The 23,301-nt window shown below is 39.8% G+C and carries 23 protein-coding genes and 2 pseudogenes; 16 read left to right on the top strand and 9 right to left on the bottom strand.

All coding sequences use genetic code 11. The features are described from left to right. Window positions 1-9 precede the first annotated feature (9 nt). From HUN01_RS00920 to HUN01_RS00910, 3 genes are all read left to right on the top strand, one after another. Window positions 10-318, top strand: a complete 309-nt coding sequence (locus HUN01_RS00920) for a hypothetical protein (protein WP_181927207.1) — start codon at window positions 10-12, stop codon at window positions 316-318. Between the two features lie 113 nt (window positions 319-431). After that, window positions 432-2,390, top strand: a complete 1,959-nt coding sequence (locus HUN01_RS00915) for a M23 family peptidase (protein ID WP_181927206.1) — start codon at window positions 432-434, stop codon at window positions 2,388-2,390. A 3-nt stretch (window positions 2,391-2,393) separates the two neighbouring features. Next, complete coding sequence (locus HUN01_RS00910) at window positions 2,394-3,122, top strand: hypothetical protein (RefSeq protein WP_181927205.1); 729 nt, start codon at window positions 2,394-2,396, stop codon at window positions 3,120-3,122. 98 nt (window positions 3,123-3,220) lie between these two features. On the opposite strand, the gene HUN01_RS00905 is transcribed toward HUN01_RS00910, so the two are convergent. Continuing rightward, window positions 3,221-4,327: a DUF5895 domain-containing protein gene (locus HUN01_RS00905; RefSeq protein ID WP_181927204.1), complete on the bottom strand. Its 1,107-nt coding sequence runs from the start codon at window positions 4,325-4,327 to the stop codon at window positions 3,221-3,223. A gap of 181 nt (window positions 4,328-4,508) precedes the next feature. On the opposite strand from HUN01_RS00905, the gene HUN01_RS00900 reads away from it, so the two are divergent. From HUN01_RS00900 to HUN01_RS00890, 3 genes are all read left to right on the top strand, one after another. After that, window positions 4,509-4,706 carry a hypothetical protein gene (locus HUN01_RS00900; protein ID WP_238845356.1) on the top strand — a complete coding sequence of 66 codons (198 nt, stop codon included), beginning with the start codon at window positions 4,509-4,511 and terminating at the stop codon, window positions 4,704-4,706. Between the two features lie 165 nt (window positions 4,707-4,871). Further along, on the top strand, window positions 4,872-6,737 hold the full coding sequence (locus HUN01_RS00895; RefSeq protein WP_181927203.1) for a type IV secretory system conjugative DNA transfer family protein: 1,866 nt from the start codon (window positions 4,872-4,874) through the stop codon (window positions 6,735-6,737). 532 nt (window positions 6,738-7,269) lie between these two features. Beyond that, window positions 7,270-8,224, top strand: a protein-coding gene (locus HUN01_RS00890; protein ID WP_203219497.1) for an IS630 family transposase whose coding sequence is annotated in 2 segments (ribosomal slippage) — window positions 7,270-7,613 and window positions 7,612-8,224 — 957 coding nt in all. Because the reading frame shifts where the segments join, the coding sequence is not laid out codon by codon here. Between the two features lie 35 nt (window positions 8,225-8,259). Here HUN01_RS00890 and HUN01_RS00885 read toward each other — a convergent pair. The 5 genes from HUN01_RS00885 to HUN01_RS00865 form a co-directional block, all read right to left on the bottom strand. Continuing rightward, window positions 8,260-9,444, bottom strand: coding sequence for an ARPP-2 domain-containing protein (locus HUN01_RS00885; RefSeq protein WP_181927202.1), 1,185 nt, complete (start codon window positions 9,442-9,444; stop codon window positions 8,260-8,262). A gap of 27 nt (window positions 9,445-9,471) precedes the next feature. Then, window positions 9,472-9,810, bottom strand: a complete 339-nt coding sequence (locus tag HUN01_RS00880; RefSeq protein WP_094333515.1) for a XisI protein — start codon at window positions 9,808-9,810, stop codon at window positions 9,472-9,474. After that, on the bottom strand, window positions 9,798-10,211 hold the full coding sequence (locus HUN01_RS00875; protein ID WP_181927201.1) for a XisH family protein: 414 nt from the start codon (window positions 10,209-10,211) through the stop codon (window positions 9,798-9,800). Before HUN01_RS00875 ends, HUN01_RS00880 begins: the two co-directional genes overlap by 13 nt. Before the next feature lie 55 nt (window positions 10,212-10,266). Next, window positions 10,267-11,694: a hypothetical protein gene (locus HUN01_RS00870; RefSeq protein WP_181927200.1), complete on the bottom strand. Its 1,428-nt coding sequence runs from the start codon at window positions 11,692-11,694 to the stop codon at window positions 10,267-10,269. A 290-nt stretch (window positions 11,695-11,984) separates the two neighbouring features. After that, entirely contained in the window at window positions 11,985-12,374 is a 390-nt protein-coding gene (locus tag HUN01_RS00865; protein ID WP_181927199.1) for a hypothetical protein, read from the bottom strand. 116 nt (window positions 12,375-12,490) lie between these two features. Between HUN01_RS00865 and HUN01_RS36470 the strand changes: the two are divergent. The 3 genes and pseudogenes from HUN01_RS36470 to HUN01_RS35055 all read left to right on the top strand — a co-directional run bounded on the left by HUN01_RS36470 (window position 12,491) and on the right by HUN01_RS35055 (window position 14,402). After that, a pseudogene (locus HUN01_RS36470) lies at window positions 12,491-13,917 on the top strand (IS4 family transposase). 83 nt (window positions 13,918-14,000) lie between these two features. Further along, window positions 14,001-14,150 carry a hypothetical protein gene (locus tag HUN01_RS35060; RefSeq protein ID WP_238845351.1) on the top strand — a complete coding sequence of 50 codons (150 nt, stop codon included), beginning with the start codon at window positions 14,001-14,003 and terminating at the stop codon, window positions 14,148-14,150. A 6-nt stretch (window positions 14,151-14,156) separates the two neighbouring features. Beyond that, window positions 14,157-14,402, top strand: a complete 246-nt coding sequence (locus HUN01_RS35055) for a hypothetical protein (RefSeq protein WP_238845348.1) — start codon at window positions 14,157-14,159, stop codon at window positions 14,400-14,402. Window positions 14,403-14,461: 59 nt separating this feature from the next. On the opposite strand, the gene HUN01_RS00850 is transcribed toward HUN01_RS35055, so the two are convergent. Then, window positions 14,462-14,797: a hypothetical protein gene (locus tag HUN01_RS00850; protein ID WP_238845346.1), complete on the bottom strand. Its 336-nt coding sequence runs from the start codon at window positions 14,795-14,797 to the stop codon at window positions 14,462-14,464. 2 nt (window positions 14,798-14,799) lie between these two features. Continuing rightward, on the bottom strand, window positions 14,800-14,991 hold the full coding sequence (locus HUN01_RS00845; RefSeq protein ID WP_181927198.1) for a hypothetical protein: 192 nt from the start codon (window positions 14,989-14,991) through the stop codon (window positions 14,800-14,802). 140 nt (window positions 14,992-15,131) lie between these two features. On the opposite strand from HUN01_RS00845, the gene HUN01_RS00840 reads away from it, so the two are divergent. Beyond that, on the top strand, window positions 15,132-15,383 hold the full coding sequence (locus tag HUN01_RS00840; protein ID WP_181927197.1) for a hypothetical protein: 252 nt from the start codon (window positions 15,132-15,134) through the stop codon (window positions 15,381-15,383). 55 nt (window positions 15,384-15,438) lie between these two features. Continuing rightward, window positions 15,439-16,062 (top strand): hypothetical protein, encoded by a 624-nt coding sequence (locus HUN01_RS00835; RefSeq protein WP_181927196.1) that lies wholly within the window; start codon window positions 15,439-15,441, stop codon window positions 16,060-16,062. A gap of 149 nt (window positions 16,063-16,211) precedes the next feature. On the opposite strand, the gene HUN01_RS00830 is transcribed toward HUN01_RS00835, so the two are convergent. Then, window positions 16,212-17,567 carry a hypothetical protein gene (locus tag HUN01_RS00830; RefSeq protein WP_181927195.1) on the bottom strand — a complete coding sequence of 452 codons (1,356 nt, stop codon included), beginning with the start codon at window positions 17,565-17,567 and terminating at the stop codon, window positions 16,212-16,214. Here HUN01_RS00830 and HUN01_RS00825 point away from each other — a divergent pair. The 5 genes and pseudogenes from HUN01_RS00825 to HUN01_RS00805 all read left to right on the top strand — a co-directional run bounded on the left by HUN01_RS00825 (window position 17,566) and on the right by HUN01_RS00805 (window position 23,285). Next, window positions 17,566-17,721, top strand: a complete 156-nt coding sequence (locus HUN01_RS00825; RefSeq protein ID WP_181927194.1) for a hypothetical protein — start codon at window positions 17,566-17,568, stop codon at window positions 17,719-17,721. The genes HUN01_RS00830 and HUN01_RS00825 overlap by 2 nt on opposite strands. 164 nt (window positions 17,722-17,885) lie before the next feature. Beyond that, window positions 17,886-19,484 carry a hypothetical protein gene (locus HUN01_RS00820; protein ID WP_181927193.1) on the top strand — a complete coding sequence of 533 codons (1,599 nt, stop codon included), beginning with the start codon at window positions 17,886-17,888 and terminating at the stop codon, window positions 19,482-19,484. A 124-nt stretch (window positions 19,485-19,608) separates the two neighbouring features. Continuing rightward, a pseudogene (locus HUN01_RS00815) lies at window positions 19,609-20,635 on the top strand (IS4 family transposase). An 89-nt stretch (window positions 20,636-20,724) separates the two neighbouring features. Then, complete coding sequence (locus tag HUN01_RS00810) at window positions 20,725-21,597, top strand: macro domain-containing protein (RefSeq protein ID WP_181927192.1); 873 nt, start codon at window positions 20,725-20,727, stop codon at window positions 21,595-21,597. Window positions 21,598-21,839: 242 nt separating this feature from the next. After that, window positions 21,840-23,285 carry a hypothetical protein gene (locus HUN01_RS00805; RefSeq protein WP_181927191.1) on the top strand — a complete coding sequence of 482 codons (1,446 nt, stop codon included), beginning with the start codon at window positions 21,840-21,842 and terminating at the stop codon, window positions 23,283-23,285. The last annotated feature ends 16 nt before the right edge of the window (window positions 23,286-23,301 follow it).

Raw genomic sequence — 23,301 nt, 5'->3', positions numbered from 1 at the left:
GTAATGCCAATGAATAACGAACCTACAATTAACCAAAATCTTGATACTGACGACAGTAGTAATTATCAGTCTGGCAGTGGCTATCAATCTGGAGGTTACGGTGTTGAGCAATTAAGTTCTGGAGATAGTAGTAATCCCTTGCAAACAGACCAATTTAGGGATGGTTATCAAGAGAATATTTTTGAAATCAATCTTGGGGATACACCTTACACTGAATCGGCTGCTAATCCCAATCCCCAATTACCAGGATATGGCTCTGGCTCCGGTTACAAGTCTAAGAAAAGTCAACAGTCAGCAGAAGAGGAGCTAGAGTTATAAGTCATATTTTCACTCTCTTACTACACCCCATAAGCAACAAGTAATTGGGTTTTTATTCAATAAATTACTTTGCTTATTGGGGTATAGTTGCTGTCATTTTTAAAGCTGGAATTATGAACATCCCAAAAGCATGGATATCTCTTCTGGTTGTCATTACTTGTATTATTTATAGCATTGCTGCACAAGCTACAATCAACACATTTGGTGATGGCAATTTACCGACTCGAATTGTAGAAGTTGCAAATCCTCAGTCTCGACTACCTGCTACTAAAGTTTTGCTCCCAGACTGGAGCCGCATTTCTCTGGCCCAGCTACCAGGTATCAGTCAATCCGGTGCAATTGATGGCAGTGCCTACAGTCAAACACTGGGTTATGACCTGAGTCGCACTTGGAATGTGGGTATGACTCCTGACCAATATTTGAAGTTAGGAGATATCAGTGAAGCATTACAGGCAGAGGAGTTTTCTTTGCAGGCGATCGCTCTGGGCACACAACCAGAAGCGAACACAGACATTAACAGTATAGATTTAAACAAAATTGCCTTGAGTGAATTTCCCCTGATTGGGGAGCAGACATTGAGCCATCTAGCTCAGGTTGTTCCAGAATTGGCTAATACACAAGTAAACAATATTACACCTGTTGCAACCTTACTAAAATCTCACTTAATTGCCGCATCTAATTTAACACTAGCTCAGGTACTAACACAGTATGAAGTTGGGCAAATGAAGCTGGGAGAAATCGACTTGTCAAAGTTTTCTATTTCTTCAATTCCTAACTTAGATGCAGTACAGCTACAACAATTTACAGGTTGGATGAATAGCAATGTTTCGGATATTCCTGGTTTGGGACAAGTACCTTTAGGAGCAATGCCTAATCCCATCACTGAAATTGGTAGCTTGGTAATGCGGATTGATGTAGTTTATGGGCCAACAGAAAACCGCCGTAACAATACGATTTCTGGTTCAGACGTGCAAGGGTTTTCTGTGCCTTGTACCCAAAAAGACTGCGCTTATTTAGAACTGGATGATTTGGAGAATACAGGTCGTAGCGATCGCAGTAAGTTAGAAGGAAAGCAGTGGATTTCTGGTAAATACCAAGAAGTCGAGGGCGGGCGGGGTATCCTGAAAGCAGTGAATAACGGTCGGGAACCAACAGGAAGGCTACCGTTTGGTAAAGCTTTTAAGGTGGTGATAATGGAGCCGGATGAAACTACTGATACGGTAGATACGGCGTTGTTCTTTCGGTTCTGTGCTTGGCGAATGGGTTGTACACCTTATTTTATCGGGCCTGTTCCTTTTTTCAGCTACAAGGTTAACTCCCTGATATTTGTAGGCAATTTGAGTGAACAGAGGACAAATACTACGTCTTTACCAACTGGAGCGACAAGAGAGCCTAAAGCTAGCACTACCAACGGTACTGGAGTAAGAGAGAAGATTAATCCATGCACGTTTAGTAGTGCTAGTCAATCGATAACAGATCAATCATTCTCCGGTATTGATTTGCGATCGCTCTCAAATGCAATTGCGGAAATTGAGAGCGCTGGTAGCGGGGATTACAAAGCCATTGGCGTATATACCTGTGCGGATGGGGGTTTAAATTGTGGTCGCGCTCTCGGTCGCTACCAGTTCATGAGTTATAACCCCTATGCAGTGCAGTTAATTGCTGCCAAGCCTGGAGGTCAAGAGTTTCTGAGTCAAGTGGAGCAAGGGCATCAACCAATAGAGGCTGAACTATTTGAGTTTTTTCCTCCAGCTGACCAAGATAGGGCGTTTATGGCTGATATGGCTAACAAAATTCAAGTGACACAAGAGCAAATCGATCCGGCTACAGGACAGCCATTTACGGGCGATCGCCTAATTGAACGAGTGGCTCAAAAGCATTTTGGTGGTGATTACAGCAAAGTTGATGGAAATGGCTCAGATGCCCTCAGTCGCCTCAGTCTCAAAGATTACGGCAAAACTGCTTTAGCTAGTTATCGCAACAGTAATAGCGATAATGGAACGCTGACCTGTTCTCCTAATGTAAACTCTAGCTACATCAGCACTGCTAAAAATACTGAAAATGGGAGGTAGAGTATGGCAGATTTATCTAAAACTTCTATTACTTCACCCCACGAGATAAAAGAAATACTGGATACTGAGTTGCATTCAAAAATACACCTTGGGCAAACAGGGGAAGGAAAGGGAGTTTATTCTGACTCCGCCTCCTCTACTCAGTCTCAACCACTGAAGACAACTGCATATCAATTACCAGCACCTTCTATGAGGGTACGCTACTGGGTTCATTGGTTTCGCATTGGTTTGGGCATCTTTTTGTTGCTGTCGATTCTCATGAGCTTAGGGGGCTGTAGCTTAAATGCGGCAACCGTTACTTGGAACAAAGCTGCTAATGTTGTGCCTGCTTCAGTAATTGAACAGGTGATTGTAGAAAATACAGAGTTAAATTCCAAAGTATCTGCTAAAAATATACTGGCTTGGAGTGTGCAAGGAAAAGACGGCAGGTTCGCAGTTTTCAACTTGAATACGCCTGATGTCTGTGGTGCTTTGGGATGTCTGTATACTGGTTACTGGCTCAGAAAGGACAAACCAATTACTCAGGTATTCTTGAGTTACTTGAATCCCAATCTGCCACCAGGTAAACATTTGTTGTCAGTGGGAGAGAACCGAGGTCAGGCATTACCGTGCATTAAAGTACTGCAAACTGAGCAAGAGCAGCTACGCCAATTGAATTTTTGTTTCAATGGCACTGGCTATCAACTTGCTGATAGTCAGCTTTTTACTACTGGTAAAAAATCCCAAATTTGATAAATCGAAATCTAGAAGAAAACTCTGCCATAGTCTTCTTGACTACGGCAGGGTATTTTCATGTGACATACTCTCATTGACGCTATAGTTGCATTGGACTATTCCTCATCATCTAGTTCATCGTCTTCCTCCTCAAAATCATCATCGTCTAACTCAGCTTCCAAATCGTCGGTTTCATCGAGGAAGTCGTCATCGTCAATAAGTTGAATTTTCCGAGGTGGCTTGGTCGCTGGTTTGGATTTCCGAACGCTTTGAGTTTTATTCCTATTCTTATTTGGTGGCAATACTTCCACGTCTACAGATACCGATTCTCCTGGCAAAGCAGGTAGGGATTGAGGTTCATTAAAACCAGCGATCGCATCATGTTGTTGCCAAATGAGGGCTTTAGCTGTGGGCTGACCCAAATAAAATTGAGACAGATTTTCAACGGTGGGTTTGGTGTAATCTACAGTCTTACAACAGTCGTGTTTATTCTTACCTTCGCCCTCTTTGACAGCTTTGAACTCGACTGACAGCACACCTAAGCTACGCCACCTATCGTTTTTGCCGCTAAATGGCACTTGGAAATAGTCAGCAAAGGTTTTCTCCAAAGAACGGTAAAACTCCTCACGCACTGACTTAAAACTCCAGAGAGCTACATTCTTAAAGCGGACAACGACAGGAGTAGTATGCAGGGGTTGATTATCCTCATCTAGAAACACTAGTGCATGTTCTGAACACACATCCATTGTTTTCTTGTCAAGGTTATGCTTGTATTCATCATAAAGCCCAACAAAAGAACCACCTAAGTCTTCAACATCTGACTTATAACGGATATATTCTGGTACAAAAGCTAAAACTAATAACCGTGCTTGAGTAATTAAGAGTCCAGTAACATCTTCAGTTAGGGTGACAATAGTTAGGTCGTTTTCATCAGGCATATCAAGCCAGCCAGCCTTTTCTAACTGGTCTTCTGGAATTAGAAGTCCGGCGGGTTTGTCATTAACGACAATGCCGTAAGGCAGTAACGGTCGTCTAACTTGGTTATAACTGTCGCTGAGAAGTTCTGGGTCAATATCGTCAATATCAAGGTCTGACAATTGAGTGTTAGGAGCTTTCTTATTGGCTGCTTGAGTTTTGGTATTAGCTTTGGGATTAGAAGCAGCAGTTTTGGCAGTAGATTGATTGGAGCGATTAGAGTTGTTTGAAACCCTAGATTTAACCATTGGACTACATAAATATGATTGCCCAACGCATGAGGCGTTAGCCTCAAAACTTATTTACCAATCGTTGTTTATGAGGCAATTACTCTCCACCACAGATTGAAATTACGCCATCAAATAAAGTATCTTGAATGCTAATTTACAAACTAGCGAAAATATAGATGAGGATGAAAGGAGGTTAATCATGAAATTATCACCACTATATATACAGTGGGAGCAAGAGGCTCAAAAGCAAGGGCAACGGATGGTTGTAGAAAATTTACTAACAGTTCGATTTGGTAGGCTGGATGAACAATTAGCCACAATTATTCAGCCTATTCTAGAGTTACCTTCACGCATCGTATGCTTCTTTACTGTTGCAGTTATCGAATCTCTCACGTGAGGATTTCTTGGCGAAGTTTAACAGCAATCATTCATAAAGATGTCCTGTATCTGAAACTCCTCTAGAAATAGAGTTTCTAACACCTCTAAAAAAAATGTCCAAAAGGTCAATACCCTAGCTTTAACTTGGTAGCTAAAATTTCTGCTAAATGCCTACTTAACTGCTATGAACATTTACCAGAAAAATCTACCACACAACCAGATCACTGCTAACTCGACATTAATTGAAGTCTCATCCTTCCAAGCACCTCTGGCTAGCATTGACTTTGGCAAGTTGTTTCAACAGTATAACAATCCCCAAGGTTGGATGATGGTAGGTGGAATACTGTTCGTTATACTGTTGTTGCAAATCAGTGGTACTGGTAAGGGAAAAATCACCACTGGTAAAGTCTCCGGTATCAGCGAGAAACTAGCAGCAACTAACCTAGCACTCAAGCAAATCAAGGAGCATAAACACAATAAAGTTACCCTGTGGTCTGGTACTCCTCGCTATTGGGTAAAAGGTAAATGGCGGGGGTTGCTGGCTAACATACAAACTATGCTTGGTGCATCTCCTACAGTTTGGTTTCCCAATGCCGAAAGGGGAACACTGGTAATAGGTGCGCCTGGGTCTGGTAAAACCTACTCAACCATAGACCGGATGTTAGAAAGTGCGATGCAGCAAGGTTTTCCGATTTTACTCTACGACAAGAAGGGCGACCAACTACGACTCCATGCACCCCTAGCTGCACGTTATGGCTATAAAGTACGAGTATTTGCCCCCGGTGAACCCTTTAGCGGTGTGATCAATCCTTTGGATTACATGCGTGATGCACGCGATGGGGTAATGGCGGGGGAAATTGGACAAGTGATTAACCGCAATGCTTCCAGTGGTGGTAAAAGTGATGAGTTCTTTGCTAAAGCCGGGGACTTGTTAGCTAAGGCGCTTTTACAGTTAGTTAAGGGTTCACCTTACCCAGATATGGCGATGCTTTATGCGGTGCTGCGGTTGCCAAAACTGGTGCAACGTCTTGACCATGCAGTACAGTCCAAAAGGTTGGATGAATGGGTAGCGACTTCGTTTATTCAATTTTTGAGTGCCAAGGATGCAGAGAAGACTATTTCTGGGATTTTGACCACAGCAGCAGGTACTTTCTCATCTTTCATCCAAGCTGATTTGCTGAGGGCATTTATAGGGAAATCGGACATTCCCACTAAGCTTGAAGGTAGAGAGATGGTGGTGTTCAAGCTAGATGATGAACGTCGTAGTGTGGTTGGGCCTCTGCTGGCGGCTGCAATGCACTTGATGATTGTTGGTAATTTAAGCCGTCCCCGCAAAGACCCGTTGATTATTTCTTTGGATGAATTACCATCAATTAAGCTAGACCGCTTACCGCAGTGGATTAATGAATATCGTTCCAATGGTGCCTGCTTTATTCTGGGTATCCAAAGTTTAGAGCAACTTTACGATATTTATGGAGATAAAATGGGGAGTGCGATCGCTTCTGCTTGTAGTACCCATGTTCTGTTTAATCCTGGGAACTACAAAACGGCTGAGGATTACTCAAAGCGTTACGGTGAGAAGGAAGTGCTGATTAAAAATCGTACCACAGGGCGATCGCTTGGCGGACAAATGAGCCGTTCAATTAGCTGGAGTGAGAATTTGCAAAAAATGCCTGTAATCAGTGCTGACGAAATTTTGAAATTTCCTCAAGGTAAGTGCGTAATTACCAGTCCTGGTTACAGTTCCGAAGGACAAGCTTCTATTCCCTATCCTTTAATTATTCCTGTGTCCAAAGCGGATGAAAAACGGGCGCATGATAGTGAAGCTCTTTGGGATACACAAGTTAAACCTGCTTTAGAAAGTCAGGTTATAATTCCTGATATTAAAACGTTAACACAAGCATTACATGAACGGATTGAGTCAGCAGCGCGGATGTTGCCATTACCAGAGGAAGATGTAGCACCTGCACAGGAGTCTAGTAGCAGTGAAACTGATGTTTTAGAAAATTTCCCAGCACGAGTTTATCAAACACCCGGATTGCAAGGATAAAAGGCTGGTAGCTTTTAAGAAGCGAAATATTGTTGGATATATTGTTGCTCACTGCGTAGAATATTCAGTGTTTGCTGGTAGATTTTGGCAGCCTTTCTTCGCTTTTTTAGGTTGTGTTTACCCCGTTTAAGTAAGTTTATAAGGTGTTGCATCTGTAATTTTCCAGAGCATTCTAGAGTTACCAATGGTTGCAGACCTAAAAAGTGCAAGTTATACGCGCGATAGCTTACTATTTCAGAAATAGGCAAATGTATTGAAATCAAAATTTTACAAATTATCCCTCTTCTGTCACTCTCCGAAAACATTTGCCTTTTCTAAAATCTAGAGCTTTTGTATAACAAGCGATTGCGCGATTATTTTCTAATAACAAATACAAGTCCTATTTTTTTCTAATAGTATAGCTTGTATTGATTGCCTCATGAGGCTTCTAGCGATCACTTTCCCGGAAAGTGACAGAAGAGGGTTATAGCGTTTCCCAGTCTAATGAAGTACACTAATTAAAATAAATCAGTGTATCTACTCAAGGGTAAAAATGAAACCATATTCCCTCGACTTTCGCAAAAAAATATTTGATACATACTTGTCAGGTGGAATATCACAACGTCAATTAGCAAACAAATTTTGTGTCAGTTTAGGTTTTATTGAGAAATTACTAAAGCAATATAGAGAAACAGCAAGTATCGCTCCTAAAGTTAGGACAAAACAAACTCCTCCGAAGCTCAATGAAGAACAAATTAAGATTCTTGAAGAAATAGTTGAAGCTAAGAATGATGCTACCTTGAAAGAAATTCGCTCAGAACTCAAAGAAAAAACAGGAATAACAATCGGTATCTCTACGGTAGACAGGATGTTACAGAGGATAGAAATAAGCCTAAAAAAAAACATTGCACGCCGCAGAAAAAGAGACTGAAAGAGTTCAATTATTAAGAGTACAGTTCTGGCTTCAACTTCATGGGATACCGACGGAAAACCTTGTATTTCTTGACGAAGCAGGAGCTAATCTATCTTTAATAAGACACTCCGCTCGTTCTAAAAAAGGTAAAAGAGCGAATGGCTCACGACCTCAAAAACGCTGTAAAAATGTCTCCATAATTGGAGCGCTTGCTCTCAAAGGTGTGATTAGTCAATATAGTATTTTAGGAGCATATGACGGGCTGACATTTGAGGCTTATATCTCTCAAAAATTAGTTCCAAAGCTGTGGGAAGGCGCTTATGTAATCATGGATAATTGTTCAATTCACAAAGGTGGAGACATTGAGAAAATAATCGAATCTGCTGGAGCTAAATTGATTTATTTGCCACCATATTCTCCTGATTTTTCACCAATTGAAAACTGTTGGTCAAAAATTAAAAATTTACTACGTTCTATTGGAGCTAGAAGTTATCCAGACTTAGCAAAAGCGATTGAAAGTGCTTTTAATCAAGTCTCGTTAAATGATATTTATAACTGGTTTACCCATTCTTGTTACTGTACTTCACCAGATTAAGAAACGCTATAATGCTGAATCTTAGCAAGACAATATCACCTTTTACCCTTGACTTTTTTCAATGCTGCTTGTCGTACTTCTGCATTGAGCAAATAACCAAAACCCACCTTTTCTAAACGCAGCACAAATTCCTCTCGTGTATTGCCCAATTTACTAGCTGTAGCATCCAAATTCCAATTATGGTTCGCTAACTGACTCAGCAAATAAACTCGGCGAGTCTGCATTCCTGATAAGCGATAAGTTTTCAAATACTCCAATTCACCATTCTCTCGAATAATCGCTTCCCCAATATGATTTTCTTCGTTGGGGTTGAGGTCAGTAATAAATCGTTGTAACATAAACGAACCAGCAGTATAGACTTTTTGGGAAATTAACTTGCGTCCTAACAGTCCCTCGGCCATGAAACCCTGAAACGACGCCCAATCTGAACGCATATTTTGTACTGCTGCTCTCAAAGCTGTTAAATCATTAATTTTTGACTCATCTAAAGATACACTCATTGGAAAAGTACTATCGTGCAGTAAAGCGTATTGGTACAATAACTCACCATAGAAATCTTCTAACAAGCTATTGTGCAGAAGTCGATAATCCTCTGGTGTCGGTACTACAAAAGCTGATGCTAATGCTTCAGCAACAAATACCAATACCCCAACCTGTCGAGAGTGAATTTCAAATACCCGCAAAGCATCTTCAAGTCCAGCAATATAACGTCCACTAAAAGAGCTTTCCATTCGGCTACCCAGCCCATGAGAAAGGGCATACTTAGAATATTCACTCCAGGCAATATCGGGGCCAGAGAAAAACATTGATAAAAAGCCTTCCATTGCCAAGTGAAGTGGCAAAAATCTCAGTTGATTACTAGATTCCCGCTTCACCATCCGGTGCATCAACCGGACACTGGCGCAACCATAGTTTAGCTGTTTCCCATCCGTTTTAAAAAGCTGTCCTCCAAAAGCCCCTACAGGGCTGCCGTCATCAGTCCAGGATAACACTAGCCCGTGAGGAACATAGGAAAAATATTTCATTCCTGGTGCTGTCATTTCTCCTGCTAAGGAAACAACTGCTAAATCTTCATCGTAGCTACGACGCAGCAAGCGCAAGTCGTTACGTACTTGATGGCGCAATAATGGCACAATCCGCACTGCTCCCCGTATTTGAGAAGGAGCAATTTCTAATCCTTTGAGTGATATGTCTGCTAACAGATTGCTTTTGGATGCCATAGGATGGTGTGTCTATTTTTATTAACTTTAAGCAACACCGTATTTGGTATAAGGACGTTTGTATGGGGGATGCAAGCCTAAAACAATATCTGAAGCTGGAACTCCTCTTTCGACTAGCTCTTGAGCAATATCGGCTTCTGTCATATTGTGCTGAATCCAAATTTTATTATCTTTAATGTCTAAATGAATGTAACAGGCATAAATACGATTAAACTCTTGCCAACCAATATCTAGAATTTGATAGTGATCGTGTTCTGTATCAAAAATGAGTTGACATTCAATATTTGGTTCGTTTGGGGGGTTTGGGGTGGCATGGGCAATTAATAATTCGCGCACAATTTGGCGATATTTGGCTAGTTTTTCCATTCGATTATCTCCTCTGTATTCGGTTTATATACTATTATTTTTAGGGCATAATGTGATATTGCTGCTTGAGTAAAACGCTCCTGAAAAAAAGTATTAAAAATATCAATAGGAACAGCTAAATAGAGGATGCGATCGGGTTCAGTCATTTCTAAGGCAAGGCGATAGTTGAGAAACTGACCTAGTGCATTATGAAAGTCACTAATAACGGAGGGATTGATAAAGCTTTTAATTTCTACAGCAATTTTCTGCTCATCTTTTTCAGCAGCAAATACTTTTTCAGCAGCGAGATCAATCTCTAGTTTAACGCGCTCGATGCGAATGATTAATGGATCGCTAGTAATTGTCCATCCGTCTTTGATTAAGGCTTGCTTGACGGCTTGGTGGAATAGGTCTTTGGCCATAGTGGAATATTTACAACGGTTTTCAACTATATGAGGTACACCTATACCTTACAGCCTACACCCTGTCCAACATTTGCTTGACTCGCTCTGCTAAATATGCTTCCAGTTCAGCTAAAGATGCAGAACCTTCAGCAAACCGGGCAAAGCCCAACATCGTAGGTAAATCTTCTGCATCCCGTAATCCTACTGTGGGAATTGCGGGACTCAGGGGGTGTAAAGAAAAGTCATCGGCGTTGTAAACAGGATTGCAATGAATAATGGAAGTTTTTTGTTTCGGATCTAAACAATTACGATATACACGTAGAATTTCCGATGCTCCATTGGGGGGGTAGTTTTCCCAACCATCGGTTACAAGTACTATTAAATCTGCGCCCCAGTCCAAAGCATCCAGTAGGGGAGTAGCGAGGTCTGTTTGTCCACGAGGTAGAATCAGCAGTGGATCGCTGGTTGATGCTGTCCAAAAAGCTTGGTATTCCTGGGATGCTGCTTTTAGTAAGTAATGAGTAGCTAAGGCTACCCCTAGAGGACGACGATGTTTTTCGGCTGAACCGGAACTGGAGTAGCTGCAATCTAGAACTGCGGCTACTCGTCCTAGTTTTAGGGGTGATTTTCTTAATGTGAAAGCAGCAGATTTCTCTAATGCTTGGTTTAAGATATCCCACTGCTGTTTGCGAATATCCAATGGCAAAGATAGGATATACAGCGCCAAACGAGTTAGGGGGAGACGACCTAAATTAATGTCTATTTCTACTTCTGTGCGGTTGGCTGAACCTTGAAAGCGCAATTTTTCATTCAAGGTCATTTGCTCTTGAATACGGGATAAAAAGACCTCTCGTTTAATTCCGTGTTTTGCTGCTAAACCTTCGGCAACTGTAAAGGGTAGTTGATAAACTGCTTGAGCGCTATAGTGTGCTTGGCGAAATGTCTCGAATAGCTCTGTTTGATAAACTTGCTGTTTCCATTTACCAAAGAGAAAATTACCTAATTCCCCTGGTAGGGTGAGGTGAGCATGGGAGGCGATCGCTCGAAATTTGGAGCGATACTTCACAGCATCAAAGTTAATATCACGTTTTTGCTGGAGATAATCACGAGCGATCGCTCTGCTACGACGATTATTGATACTTCTTTTCCGCAACTGTTGCAATACTTCCCAAGCTCGTTGTGGTGGTAGGGCTGTTAATGCTGCGGCAATTAATGCACCTTCTTCTTGTCGATGTTCAGGGGGTGTATGTTTTCCTGTTGCTAGTAATTTGAGGATAATCTGCGCTTGGTTGAAGTGGTTAATCCCTGCTGCTAATGTCCGGGTATAGAGTAAGCGGTAATTACCTAAAATATAGTCGTGCAGAAAGTCAATAGATACGCGCTGCCCATAACCATCACCATAGAACTCACGCTGTCCTGTGCAGGAGAGGCAAGCATTAATGAACATGACTAAATCTTCCCTTGCCACTTGCTGATGTTGGTTCGCCCGATTAATGTCCATTGTTGGCATAGTGGCTTTGTTGAAGGGGCTACTGTTCGGGGAATGACGGCACGACAAGCTAGGATAGCGTTACAGGCTAGGTTCGGAAGTCGCACCAAAGTCCCGCAAACAGTATTAACGACTATTTTAAGTTCTAGATTAGAAAATAGCTAGAGGAATCCGACTTAAATCTTACTAAGTATACTGAGGCTTTAAACTCTATAAAGTAAGTCTGCAAATTCATGAGACACGTCCTTAATTTCCCCATATACTGCATAGATAACTTTGACGGCGCTAATAGACAGCAAGTGCTATTTCTCAACATTATTTTGCCATACCTCTTTAAGAAACTTTTTGAACTTTTCTATAATCAGAGGTAAATCACTATCAATTTCTTGGGTTTGTTGCCCATTTGTAATTGAACGAAAGAGACGACGACCTCTACTATCAAAACCAATTTTATCCGCAACGGCCATAAAGATTGAGTAATCTTCTGGTACTGGTAAATCTCCACCTTTGCGCTGAAGAATTAAAAAGCTGGTGATAATTCCTAATCCACATTCTACCTGAAAGTTTTCTGTAGGTAACTGAATGGAAGCAATTAGCAAAGCCATGTCTTTTAATAGCCATTGGCGAAAGTGTGCTTGGTTAGATGAAGACAGAATTCCATTAGATACCAAGATACAGACCTGACTTTTCACGGGATGTGGAAAAGGGGATTGGTTCGCGACAATCTATCGCGAACCAATCCTTTAAACTTAAGACGATTTGCGTCCTCTAATATAAGGTGCTTGTAGTGTAGTATTTTGGGGTGCAAATGAAACTATTAGAAGCGAACCCGTACCGCAATTGTGATTTTGGTGACAAACGTCTAACCAACAGAGCAGTGATAATTGCGGAGGCTTTAAAAGTAAAATATGGTGAGCCTCTATCGCAAATATTTCAAAGCGCTAGTGACCTAAAACGTGGTTACGAATTCTTTTCTAACCCCAAAACAACCTTTGATAAATTGACCCAGCCATCTTTTAAACAGACTTCTAAGCAGATTTATGGCATACCAATAGTATTAGCTGTAGGTGATACAACTTATCTTGATTACAAAAAAAATATTAGAAAAAAAGAGATGATTATGGGGTCTACAGGTAATGGTGGGAACGGGCTAATTTTACATAGTTCTTTAGCACTAGACCCAGACTTTGGTCAGCCACTAGGACTATTATGGGAGAAATTGTGGCATCGACAACACAAAGCATCTCCATCACCAGGGGAAACATCTACGGCAAAAAAGAAGCGGTTAAAAAAAAGAACGTTTAATCGCCAAGAATAGAGCTTTTAAGGAGAAAGAATCTTATCGATGGGTTGAAGCTTTTCAAAAAAGTCAACAAATTATTTAATGGTTTAGAAATGCCTGATGGTGGACTACTCACGAGAGTGATTCATGTCTTTGACCGTGAAGGAGATATTGCAGAAGTATTCGCACTTCAACGTAAAAATAAAAATACAGGTGTAGTTGTCAGAGCCGCTCACAATCGTTGCTTAGAAGGAGAAAACTCTTATTTATGGGAGTATGTAACATCCCAAAAAGTGCAGTTTGTAAAAGAGGTTGAATTACCTGAAACTAAAAAGCGAAAAGAAAGAACTGCAACTTTAGAAATCAGGTATTGTCCAGTATCAATAAATCCTCCTTCTCGATTAAAAAAGTCAGGTAATTTTAACGTTTACGCACTCTTTGCGACAGAGATTAATGTGCCAGACGGATGCGAACCAGTTATGTGGATGCTACTGACAAGCGAGTTAGTAACAACACAGGCAGAAGCATCTCAAATCCTTCGGTGGTATACGTATCGCTGGCGGATAGAAGAGTATCACAAAATACTAAAATCTGGCTGTAAAGCGGAAAGTTACCGCTTGGCAGGGGAGAGTATGTCAACAATGTTAGGTTTTTTAACAGTGATTGCGGCACAATTACTGCGAATGACTTATTTACACCGGAATTCCCCGCACAGTTCAGCAGAATTGGTGTTAACAAAAATACAAATGGACGTGCTACTTGCTAGTACTCCACCCAAACAAAAAAAGCTCCTAGAGCTTACAGTTGACTGGGCAATTAGAGCAATTGCACGTCTCGGCGGATACCTAGAACATAGGAAGAGTAGCCCTATTGGGATACAAGTTTTGTGGCGAGGTTGGTTGGAATTAGAAACCTTGTGCCAAGGTTGGTTGCTACATGAAAATCTAAAATGAGTATATTGATTTTAGTTACTCAACAAAGTTATAGAGGAATATGGTTCGCGACAAGCAGTCGCGAATCGCGGAATGTTGATTTTATGCCGAAAGACCGGAAAACTATAGCCCAAGAGGATTTACAATCGCGCATAGACAAAGTTATCGACATGTTGGAGCGTCTTGAAAAAGAAGTCGCTGCCATACACAATTCAATGCCTGTTGCGCCACCACGTTGTAGAATAGCTCGTTAACAAGCATTGGGGCGCAAAGAATTTTATTGGTACTATAAACTACATGCTACAACAGCAATATTTCCGACTCGGAGTGATGGCAAGCTTTCCAAGTACAAGCATTTAGGTAAGGCTGGTAGTCAAACTTACATAGATGCCATTGAACAAATTACTGCCAGGACTAGAATCGAAGCTTTAGATCGTTCAATTGAGGCTCTCAGACAGGGTTTAAAAGATTTAGTTGAAGAAACTTCCAAATATAATAAAGAATAGGAAGTGGTTCGCGATAATTTATCGCGAACCAATCTTTCTTTTCCACATCCCGTGAAAAGTCAGATCATTTGCTCAGGTAGAATTCCTGCGGCGGTTTGTTCTAAAATAGTTTCATCTAATTTTTGTCGCCAGCGTTCTAGTCTTAATAGTGCTGATTGATGTACAGATTTTAGATGTTCTAGTCGTTGCTTAATAGCCGTTATTTCAGCATCCAGTTGCAATGCTAATTCTGCTTGGATATCAACAACTTCTTCCTGAACTTCCTGAGTTTCCCAAATAGCGGTGATGATAGCAGCTTCTTCTTCAGGAGTCTGGCAATTGGTTAGCTGTTCCCAGAGATGAGCAGCAGTTTGGGAAAGTCCTGCTAAGGATTGTTGAGCAAGTGCTAAATTCATGACTACCACTCCTCACATGTTTGGTAATATTCATATTCAGCTTCAATCTGTTCTAAGATAGCTATAGTGCCTGAATCTAAATTAGTATTGAAAGATAAATTGGAAACATTTTCTTGTGTAGGCTGAAGATTTGAAATTGGAGGAGCAACAAATTTAGGTTTAAGTTTCGTTAAGATGGCTGTTAATTGTTGCATTTTTTTGGTTGTGTAACGTCATCAATTTTGGCGCGATAGCGCATCTATCTGTGTTGATATTCTCCCAAATTTTTAGGAATTAACTTAATTTCAGATTCTCGTTATTTTGTCAATGTCAAGCGTTAAAACTACAAATAGATATGAAGCTCATCAAAAAATCGGAAAAGCTACTCCAAGAAACAAAAATCATCGAGGAAACACAAGAACAGAATTTTCAAATTGACATTATTAATATGCAAGAACCAATGCTTGAAGAACAGCCACAAATAGGTTTAAGTAATAATCAAGCTAACTATATTCCAGCGCGTGATAATCCTATAGTCCTTTCTGTTGGTAAGACCGGATGGCAAGTTTCTGATATTTGGAAGGATATTAGATTAGATAACTTCTAGTTATTATCTTGATTTTGTTCTTCTTGATTGCTAAAAGTTTAACAAGTTTGTGGTTATGTTTACTGGGTACTATCCAATTATTCTTTATCCACCACTAGTAAGACGTTTATACACTAAAGATTCTAAAAGTCGGGAGCATCTGAAAGCTTCGTTTCAAGGATGCGTTCAATTACCAAATGGAAATGGCACAGCCAAGCAAGGTGTCAGTGAAAAGCAATTTTTTCGCCATTTACTGTGTACGTTTCTAGAGAATCTTATCTGTCAAGCAGTGGAATTTGAAATTCCTGGTTCGTCTCGACGTTACTCAGCTGATTTTATCCTTTACCATCAATCTTCTGGGTTAGCTCTCGATATTGAGATTGATGAACCTTATGCTGGAGATACAGGTAAACCTCACCACTGCATTGATGTTGATGACGATAAAATCCGTAACCGTTTTTTCTTGGAGCGCAATTGGGGTGTAGTGAGATTTGCAGAAGTTCAGGTAGTGCGTCATCCTTGGAGTTGTTGTAAGGCGATCGCTCAAATCATCGCTCGGTTGACTGGAGATGATAGTGTATTCATATTATTGCAAAGATTGGCTGATGTTCCTTTACAAAAACAGTGGACAAAGCGTGAGGCTAAACTGATGGCTAAGAACAATTATCGTCAGTCTTATTTACCAAAAATGGGAAAATAAAACTAGAGATAGTACCTTTAATAGTCATATAGTCTCCCTGGAATAGGGCTACCGTGTACACACAAGTATTTTGGAGTTGTCCCACACCGTTTTAATCCTGTACAAAGATATGTGTACACGGTAAATTATGGGTAGAAATTGGAAGGGTATTACATCGATTTTGTCAATCTCTCGTTAATTAATCTTTTTGGTTTTCTTACGCATTGCTTTTTTGATTTGCGGTGTAACTTCCACTTACGAATGCTCATGACAATTGAGCCAAAGTCCCGACTGGCAAAGGCTGTTGTTTTATTTGCACTGTGCCAAATTGTATCTGCCTCAGTTGATTCAAGTGTAGGTGTACAGCGATCGCAATATCGGTCAAATAGTTGGCGTGGTTGGGGATAATAAGCGATTCCGTGTCTAGTGAGTAAATTAGATGTACCCAGTAGGTTACGAGCTAATTTGTAGCCAGAATTGTTTCTGTTTCCCTCAGATTCGCCATAAGTCAGTAAAGTGCGATCGCTCAAAGTTAAACAGATAGACAAAGGAACAGACACTCCGCTAGCGCGTAGTTGTTTAAGAGATGAGCCATTATCTCTGGTTGTAGCCTGTGTTACTGTCCCTCGTCGGCAATGTAAGGTTGGGCGAGGTGCAGTAATAGAATGTTGCAGTAGCGCTGTTTGTGGGTCGATAACTTCTCCATTTTTCGCTCTTGTGAGAAGTTGCACCCACTTACGCCAACGTTGCTCAGAAAGTTCGTAGGGAAATAAGGCTGTAGAATCAAATGCGGTTTCTAGTTCTTCGACATTATACTGACAGTTTGACCAATGCTCTAGGGTAATGGGGATGGTTGCACTCAATATTCCATCCACCACCCGTCTGCGAACCATACCTGGCAGTCTCATGGAACGAGCTAAGTTGCAAATGGCTGGATCTGCGTTTTGGATAATCGTCAGTTGGCGATTGAGGTACAGCCATTCAGCAGGATTCAAGGAATGGCTGCATTTAAAGTAAACGTGCAGGGATTTCCCACCTGTGTAAACTACGGCGGCGGGTTCCAAGTTGATTTCGTCCTTTAGCCGAACTACAGCTTGTCGCTGCTCACTCAATGCCAAATCATCAATTTCGTAGAATAAACATTGGCATTGACTAACGTGGTGATTGCTGATTCCCTTGTCTGGTTGGTTAGGGTAAAAGCTGACTGTAGCACCAAGATATGACATTTTAAATGCCAATGCCCAACCATCAGCATAGCGTTTAGGTGTTAGTCGCCAGCAGTTGTTGCCCTGTTTGTCTCGACCTCCGTAAGTGCAGCAGTAGAGTTGAAATCCTCGCTGGGTTATTTTACCGCAGAGAATGTAATGGGAGTAGACAAATTGACCATTGCGACAGTAGTTATTCCAGTTTTTAGGTATTAGGTCTGTGGGCAAGTCCCAAGAAATCCTGAGCCAAATTTTGGTTCCGGTGGTAAAGCCTATTTGTCTGAGAAATTTAATAGTTGTTTGTCTGGGATTGAAGATCATGCCAGTTACGCCTAAAGGTTCATTTCCCAGTGGCGCAATCGCGCTCTATTTAATAATCCTTTTATCGGCATTGGTGAATCAAAGGATAAATAATCAACCGCCAAAACGCTACGAACGCCAAGAAACAGAATTTTACATTTGTTTGAGAAAATAAAATTATCCCACAAGTATGCAACGCCCCTTTATCTAGTAAAGATTTCAGGCGTATTATTCTGTGTAAGCTCATAGACTATTAGTATATTTTATTACTATTAATTAATACACCTGAAATTCCTATATTGTGCGTTATATATGGAATAATCTCGTCTTTTATTACGTATGCCAGTAGAAGCTAAAATCTATCGAATTCTTATTGCTAGCCCTGGTGATGTTATTGAAGAAAGAGAAATCATCCGAAAAGAAGTTGACCGATGGAATGCAATGCACGCCGAGGATATGAAAATCATCCTGATGTCCATTGGTTGGGAAACGAATTCCACACCAGATTTGCGAGATTCAGGACAGGAAGTTATCAATCGTCAGTTGGTTGATAAGTGTGACCTTTTAATTGGTGTTTTTTGGACTCGTTTGGGTACACCCACTGTATTAGGTGGAACTGGGACAGAAGTTGAAATAGCGCGAGCTAGGAACGAAGGTAAACGTTGCATGGTCTACTTTTCTGACAAGGAAGTTTCACCTTCTAAAATTGACCAAGAACAATATAGACAAGTTCAAGAATATTGGAATAAATTACAGCCAACAGGATTAGCAAATCGCTACAACAGCATTGAAGACTTTAAAGAGAGAGTCCTTCGACATATTACATCAGCTGTTCAGGAAATTGCCAGAGAAGACAAAGAGCGAAGAGCCGCAGAACAGGAAGCAAAAGTTACTGAGCAAGCAATTGGTCTACCTATTCAGACAATACCAACCGCTTCCAACACAGAGATATCATTCAACACTCTCTCTGAAGCACAAACTTCAGTCAAAACATTGCTAGATTCACGCTTCGGTGTTCAAGATATGGAGGATGCCAAAGAGCAAGAAATCGCCAGAATACAGTCTGTACTAGCTTCACCTGATTTTGGTGAATTATTTTCTCGACAGCCAAGTGTCGAAACTATTCCTGCGATCGCGCAAATTCTGGAAGCAGCTACAACACCATCTATGTATGCACTGGCAGCAATCGGAAGATATGCAGATGAAACTTCACCTGAATGGCTAGATATTGCTGGAGACTGGATTGAGCGACTCAGCACTAGAAAAATGCAAAGTTACGACTGGGCGAATTACATCAAAACTTATCCTGGACTCCTTCTATTATATACGCTGGGAATTTCAGCTTTGCGTGCAGGTAAAATAAACTTCTTACAGGAAGTGACATCTCGCCAAGTTTACTTACGTGAATATAATCGTGATTACTCTCTACTAGATTCAATAGATCCAAGATATGTGTTCTATCACGATATTTCACAAATGATCGAACCCGGATTTGAACGTCGATTTACCCCCGTTAGCGATCATCTTGCTCTGTTGCTGAAAAGCAAGTTTTACGCTAAAGAAGAAGAAGGAAGATACTTAGACTGGTTTGATTTCTTTGAATTTTTACTTTCCTTTAAGGCTATTCAAACTAAAGAACATCCTTATTTTGGATCATTTATCTGGCGTTGGGAAACCAAAAGATTCATGTTCAAAATGATTCAGGATGCAGCTGTACGGCAGGGAAGGTATGGATCTGGCATATCAGACTTATTTGGAGGTGATGCCAAACTGAAAGAAACTGCTACACAGTATGACGAAATTGCTAGTCAATCTAAAATAGATTATGGGCGTGCAGTTCCTCCAAATTACATCAGTCATCTGATTCAACTTGCAAAAACAGGTACAAGAGTCTCAAGCTATGAGGAATTAGTGAACATTCTTTCTCCCAAAAGATAGCATTATCTAGTCAATACCGCTATTACTCTCTTAAACAGAAGTGTTGAACGGTAAGAAAAATCCGATAAAAATAGCCCAAAATATGGTATTTTTGGGCGAAGGCTTAAACTATATTAGTTTGATTGTGATTATAAATTCATTTCCCAAAATTGTCAAAGATATCTTGAAAAGCCTGCCAAAAAATGATTATCCAGTATTGAATAGTCGTCTATTCTTTGAGTGCTGGCTATCCTATGCTCTGGATAATAGCTTAACAAGTATGCGAGATTTATTTAAGAGATTAAACAATACAGGATTTGAGGTAGATATTTCTACTTTTTCTAAAGCAAATTTACATCGAAGCCAAAAACAATTTCAAGGAATTTACCAAAAAATTAAATGAATTAGTACAGAAGAAAATTCACAAAAAAATTACACGATAAATATGCTATTTGTCCTATTGATTCAACAATTATTACCCTGACAAGTAAATTGTTATGGGTTTTGGGTCATCATCAAGTCAAACTTTTTAGTTCTTTGAATTTAGCTACAGGTAGCCCAGAAGATAACTTGATCAATTTTGGACATGATCATGATTATAAATTTGGTTCCAAGATGATGTCTAGTCTCCCAACTAATGCTGTAGGGGGTAATGGATAGAGGCTTTGCGGGATTAAAATTCATTCAAGAATTGGTACAAGAAAACAAATATTTTGTTTTGCGGATTAAAAACAATTTCGTTACTAGAATTTGAGGATGCAACTGGATTAGTCAAAGTAGGTGCATCTGATGAGGCTATTGCCTATAGAGTCATTAATTTTTGTGATTTAGAAACGAAAACTGAGTTCCGCTTAGTGACTAATTTACCAAAGTCGGGAGATGCAGCTGTTAATGATGATGAAATTAGGGATATTTATCGATTACGTTGGGGAGTTGAACTCTTGTGGAAGTTTTTAAAGATGCACTTAAAACTTGACAAATTAATTACCAAAAACGTCAACGGTATCACCATACAAATTTACGTTAGTTTAATAGCTTATCTGATTTTACAGCTTTTATCTATTCCCGCACAATGGGGACATACACTATTAGATAAATTCCGCTATTTGCAATCTTGTATGTGTCAGAAAATCAGCTATGTTCATTGGTTTGAGGAGATGATGTTATGTTGACTAATTTAGCCTTTTTAGAGTTAGTGCAACTATCTATGTAAAGTTTTGTATCAGCATTCAACATTTCTGTCTCTTAAATTAGATACTTAATGAACAATAAATTTACAGGTGCTGGCATTTACTTCACGTTGTTCAGAAAGCTTGGATTCAAAGAATTCGCGATTTCTTTTTCTAGCAACTTTGGCGCGTTTTGGTTATTTATTGAGCCAGCCAGTTTTTTTATTCCCGAATATTTCAAATTTGGCTTATCTGGTTATTTTGGTCTGGTTTTGATATCTCTGACTTTTGCTATTGTGCAAAATTTTCCTCGAATATCTGCATCATGTAGCCTATCTTCACCAAATACAGATATAGAGATTAAAATTGGGGATATCTTTCTAGAAAATGAACATTTAGTTATTGGATTTAATGATGTCTTCGATACAGAATTGGGAGAAGTCATCAAATACTCCAGCGTTCAAGGGCAATTTCTTAAACGAGTTTATAGGGGTAAACAGGATCAACTTGATGCAGATATTGAAACTGCTCTTCAAGAACATAATAGTCATCGCAGGCAAGATCCGGGTAAAACTCGCGGAAAAGGTTGGCGGTATCCCATTGGGACTACAATCACACTTGGTTCTTACGAAAAAAGATATTTCCTCACTGTCTATGGGTATATGAAAAACGATTTAACAGTTGAATCAAATGCTGATTACATATCAACTTCACTGGATAAACTCTGGCAAGAAGTTCGTCTGAAGTGCCACGGTACAAATGTAGCAATCCCAATTATAGGTTCTGATCTGGCTCGTAGTGGTCTGTCTAGAATGCAATTATCTAAGCTGATAATAACTTCATTCATTTTAGAATCCAAAAGAAGATTTATTACACGAAAGCTGACCTTAATGATTTACCCAAAAGATTTGGATTCTGTTAATTATTATGAACTAAAGAAATTTTTAAAATCAATTTGCTTTTAAAACAGAAGAGATAATTTTATGGAGCGCAAAATTATATGCTTATTTATTGTATTTATTGAGTTTCTTATACGAATACATAACTAATTGTTAAAAATATTTATTACACTCCTATGTCCAAAGTGAATTTGTTATTAAAATAATTTTTGAACCCGAGGGATATAACAAGCTTGAATTTAATAAACACTCTTGATGTTTCAATGCTCAATTATCAATAATCTTCAAAGTCGTGTATATAAAGTAGAATGCCACAAGTAGAGAAGATCAAGATATTCCTGGCTTCGCCAAGTGATGTACCTAAAGAACGTAACTATTTAGTTAAAGTAATAGATGAAACTAACCGTACCATTGCTGCTAGTAAAGGAGTAATGCTGGAAGCAATCTGCTCAGAAAAGAATGCCTTTCCAGGTTATGGCCAGGATGGTCAAGCTGTTCTCAACCTGCAAATTGGCAAAATGCAAGAGTATGCGTTGTTTGTTGGCATTATGTGGAACCGCATCGGGACTCCAACACCGCGCGCTGAGTCTGGGACAGTTGAAGAATTTGAGCGGGCTGTTAAATCGTTACAAAAAAAGGGGCAGCCTGAAATATGGTTTTACTTTCGACAATCAGCAGCACAACTTAATACGGAAGAAGCACTAGAACAACGACGAAAGGTACTAGCATTTAAGAAAAAAATTCAGGGAAAAGCATTGATCCGAGAATACTCTGCTCCTGCAAACTTCCGAGATCAATTCCGTGAGCATATATTGTTATGGTTAAGCAAACGTGAAAGCAAAACTCTCCAACCCAGTGTTATTGCTTCCAAAAACAGTAAATTATCACCCACAGTCAATAATACTTCAAAATCTTCGACTACTAAAGTAGCTAGTCGTAGAAAATCAAATTCATCCTCCACGCAGAAAAGCACGCAATTAAAGTCATCTTCCACAGTAAAAAAACAATTACCTACTAGAAGTAGTTCCACAACTCGTTCCAGAAAAAGCGTTAGCAGTTCAGGTGCATGGGTTTTACTAGATGACAAATTCTTCTTAACTGAATCTGTTGACACTCAAGCAGATCAGAGTTTGATACTACACATTTCATCGGCTGATCCAACACAAGAAGCTGCCTTACGTAATCTGCATCCAGAACAACATTATTATAAAAAGCAAATTTCCTATGCTTACCAAAACGAAGCAGCAATAATGCAGGTAAAAAGTGTTCTCCCAAAATCTATAAGGGGTAAGACTACCTTTGTCCTTACCTTAAAGCCATATTCACAGGCACAAGGAAACAGCATGATGGAGATGAACTTCAATGGCTATAGCACAGACCAGATTGCTGAGTTACGTGCACGTTTTCTATTACTCAACGAACTACTCTCTCCTAGCCAGAACAAAAATGATTATTCAATGCTTAATTCCTTTATTAAGGGTTATGACAATTCCGTCAAAGTAGAACAATGTGTTTTTCTCAATTTATGGACGAGACTGAAAAATGACCCGCAGCTTTTCCTAACTCATGCACGTCTTGCAGCAATTTATCATTTAAAAATGAGCAGTACAGTTGAACATATATTAGAGTTGAAACTTACTCTACTCAAAGATAATATACTATCTGTTCAGTTTCGTGGGCAAAGAAAGCAAGCTTACAGTAATCAAGAACCTGCTATCATTGAAGTAAAAGGTAATTGCGATCTGAACATATAATAAAATGTCCATAGGG

Source organism: Nostoc edaphicum CCNP1411, assembly GCF_014023275.1.
Classification (GTDB): domain Bacteria; phylum Cyanobacteriota; class Cyanobacteriia; order Cyanobacteriales; family Nostocaceae; genus Nostoc; species Nostoc edaphicum_A.
This window is presented reverse-complemented; position numbering and strand designations above follow the sequence as displayed.

Excerpts from the sequence above, each read along its gene's own strand:
- HUN01_RS00920 (WP_181927207.1), top strand. The coding sequence starts at position 10 with ATGAATAACGAACCTACAATTAACCAAAATCTTGATACTGACGACAGT.
- HUN01_RS00915 (WP_181927206.1), top strand. The coding sequence starts at position 432 with ATGAACATCCCAAAAGCATGGATATCTCTTCTGGTTGTCATTACTTGT.
- HUN01_RS00910 (WP_181927205.1), top strand. The coding sequence starts at position 2,394 with ATGGCAGATTTATCTAAAACTTCTATTACTTCACCCCACGAGATAAAA.
- HUN01_RS00905 (WP_181927204.1), bottom strand. The coding sequence starts at position 4,327 with ATGGTTAAATCTAGGGTTTCAAACAACTCTAATCGCTCCAATCAATCT.
- HUN01_RS00900 (WP_238845356.1), top strand. The coding sequence starts at position 4,509 with ATGAAATTATCACCACTATATATACAGTGGGAGCAAGAGGCTCAAAAG.
- HUN01_RS00895 (WP_181927203.1), top strand. The coding sequence starts at position 4,872 with ATGAACATTTACCAGAAAAATCTACCACACAACCAGATCACTGCTAAC.
- HUN01_RS00885 (WP_181927202.1), bottom strand. The coding sequence starts at position 9,444 with ATGGCATCCAAAAGCAATCTGTTAGCAGACATATCACTCAAAGGATTA.
- HUN01_RS00880 (WP_094333515.1), bottom strand. The coding sequence starts at position 9,810 with ATGGAAAAACTAGCCAAATATCGCCAAATTGTGCGCGAATTATTAATT.
- HUN01_RS00875 (WP_181927201.1), bottom strand. The coding sequence starts at position 10,211 with ATGGCCAAAGACCTATTCCACCAAGCCGTCAAGCAAGCCTTAATCAAA.
- HUN01_RS00870 (WP_181927200.1), bottom strand. The coding sequence starts at position 11,694 with ATGGACATTAATCGGGCGAACCAACATCAGCAAGTGGCAAGGGAAGAT.
- HUN01_RS35060 (WP_238845351.1), top strand. The coding sequence starts at position 14,001 with ATGCCGAAAGACCGGAAAACTATAGCCCAAGAGGATTTACAATCGCGC.
- HUN01_RS00850 (WP_238845346.1), bottom strand. The coding sequence starts at position 14,797 with ATGAATTTAGCACTTGCTCAACAATCCTTAGCAGGACTTTCCCAAACT.
- HUN01_RS00845 (WP_181927198.1), bottom strand. The coding sequence starts at position 14,991 with ATGCAACAATTAACAGCCATCTTAACGAAACTTAAACCTAAATTTGTT.
- HUN01_RS00840 (WP_181927197.1), top strand. The coding sequence starts at position 15,132 with ATGAAGCTCATCAAAAAATCGGAAAAGCTACTCCAAGAAACAAAAATC.
- HUN01_RS00835 (WP_181927196.1), top strand. The coding sequence starts at position 15,439 with ATGTTTACTGGGTACTATCCAATTATTCTTTATCCACCACTAGTAAGA.
- HUN01_RS00825 (WP_181927194.1), top strand. The coding sequence starts at position 17,566 with ATGCCAGTTACGCCTAAAGGTTCATTTCCCAGTGGCGCAATCGCGCTC.
- HUN01_RS00830 (WP_181927195.1), bottom strand. The coding sequence starts at position 17,567 with ATGATCTTCAATCCCAGACAAACAACTATTAAATTTCTCAGACAAATA.
- HUN01_RS00820 (WP_181927193.1), top strand. The coding sequence starts at position 17,886 with ATGCCAGTAGAAGCTAAAATCTATCGAATTCTTATTGCTAGCCCTGGT.
- HUN01_RS00810 (WP_181927192.1), top strand. The coding sequence starts at position 20,725 with ATGAACAATAAATTTACAGGTGCTGGCATTTACTTCACGTTGTTCAGA.
- HUN01_RS00805 (WP_181927191.1), top strand. The coding sequence starts at position 21,840 with ATGCCACAAGTAGAGAAGATCAAGATATTCCTGGCTTCGCCAAGTGAT.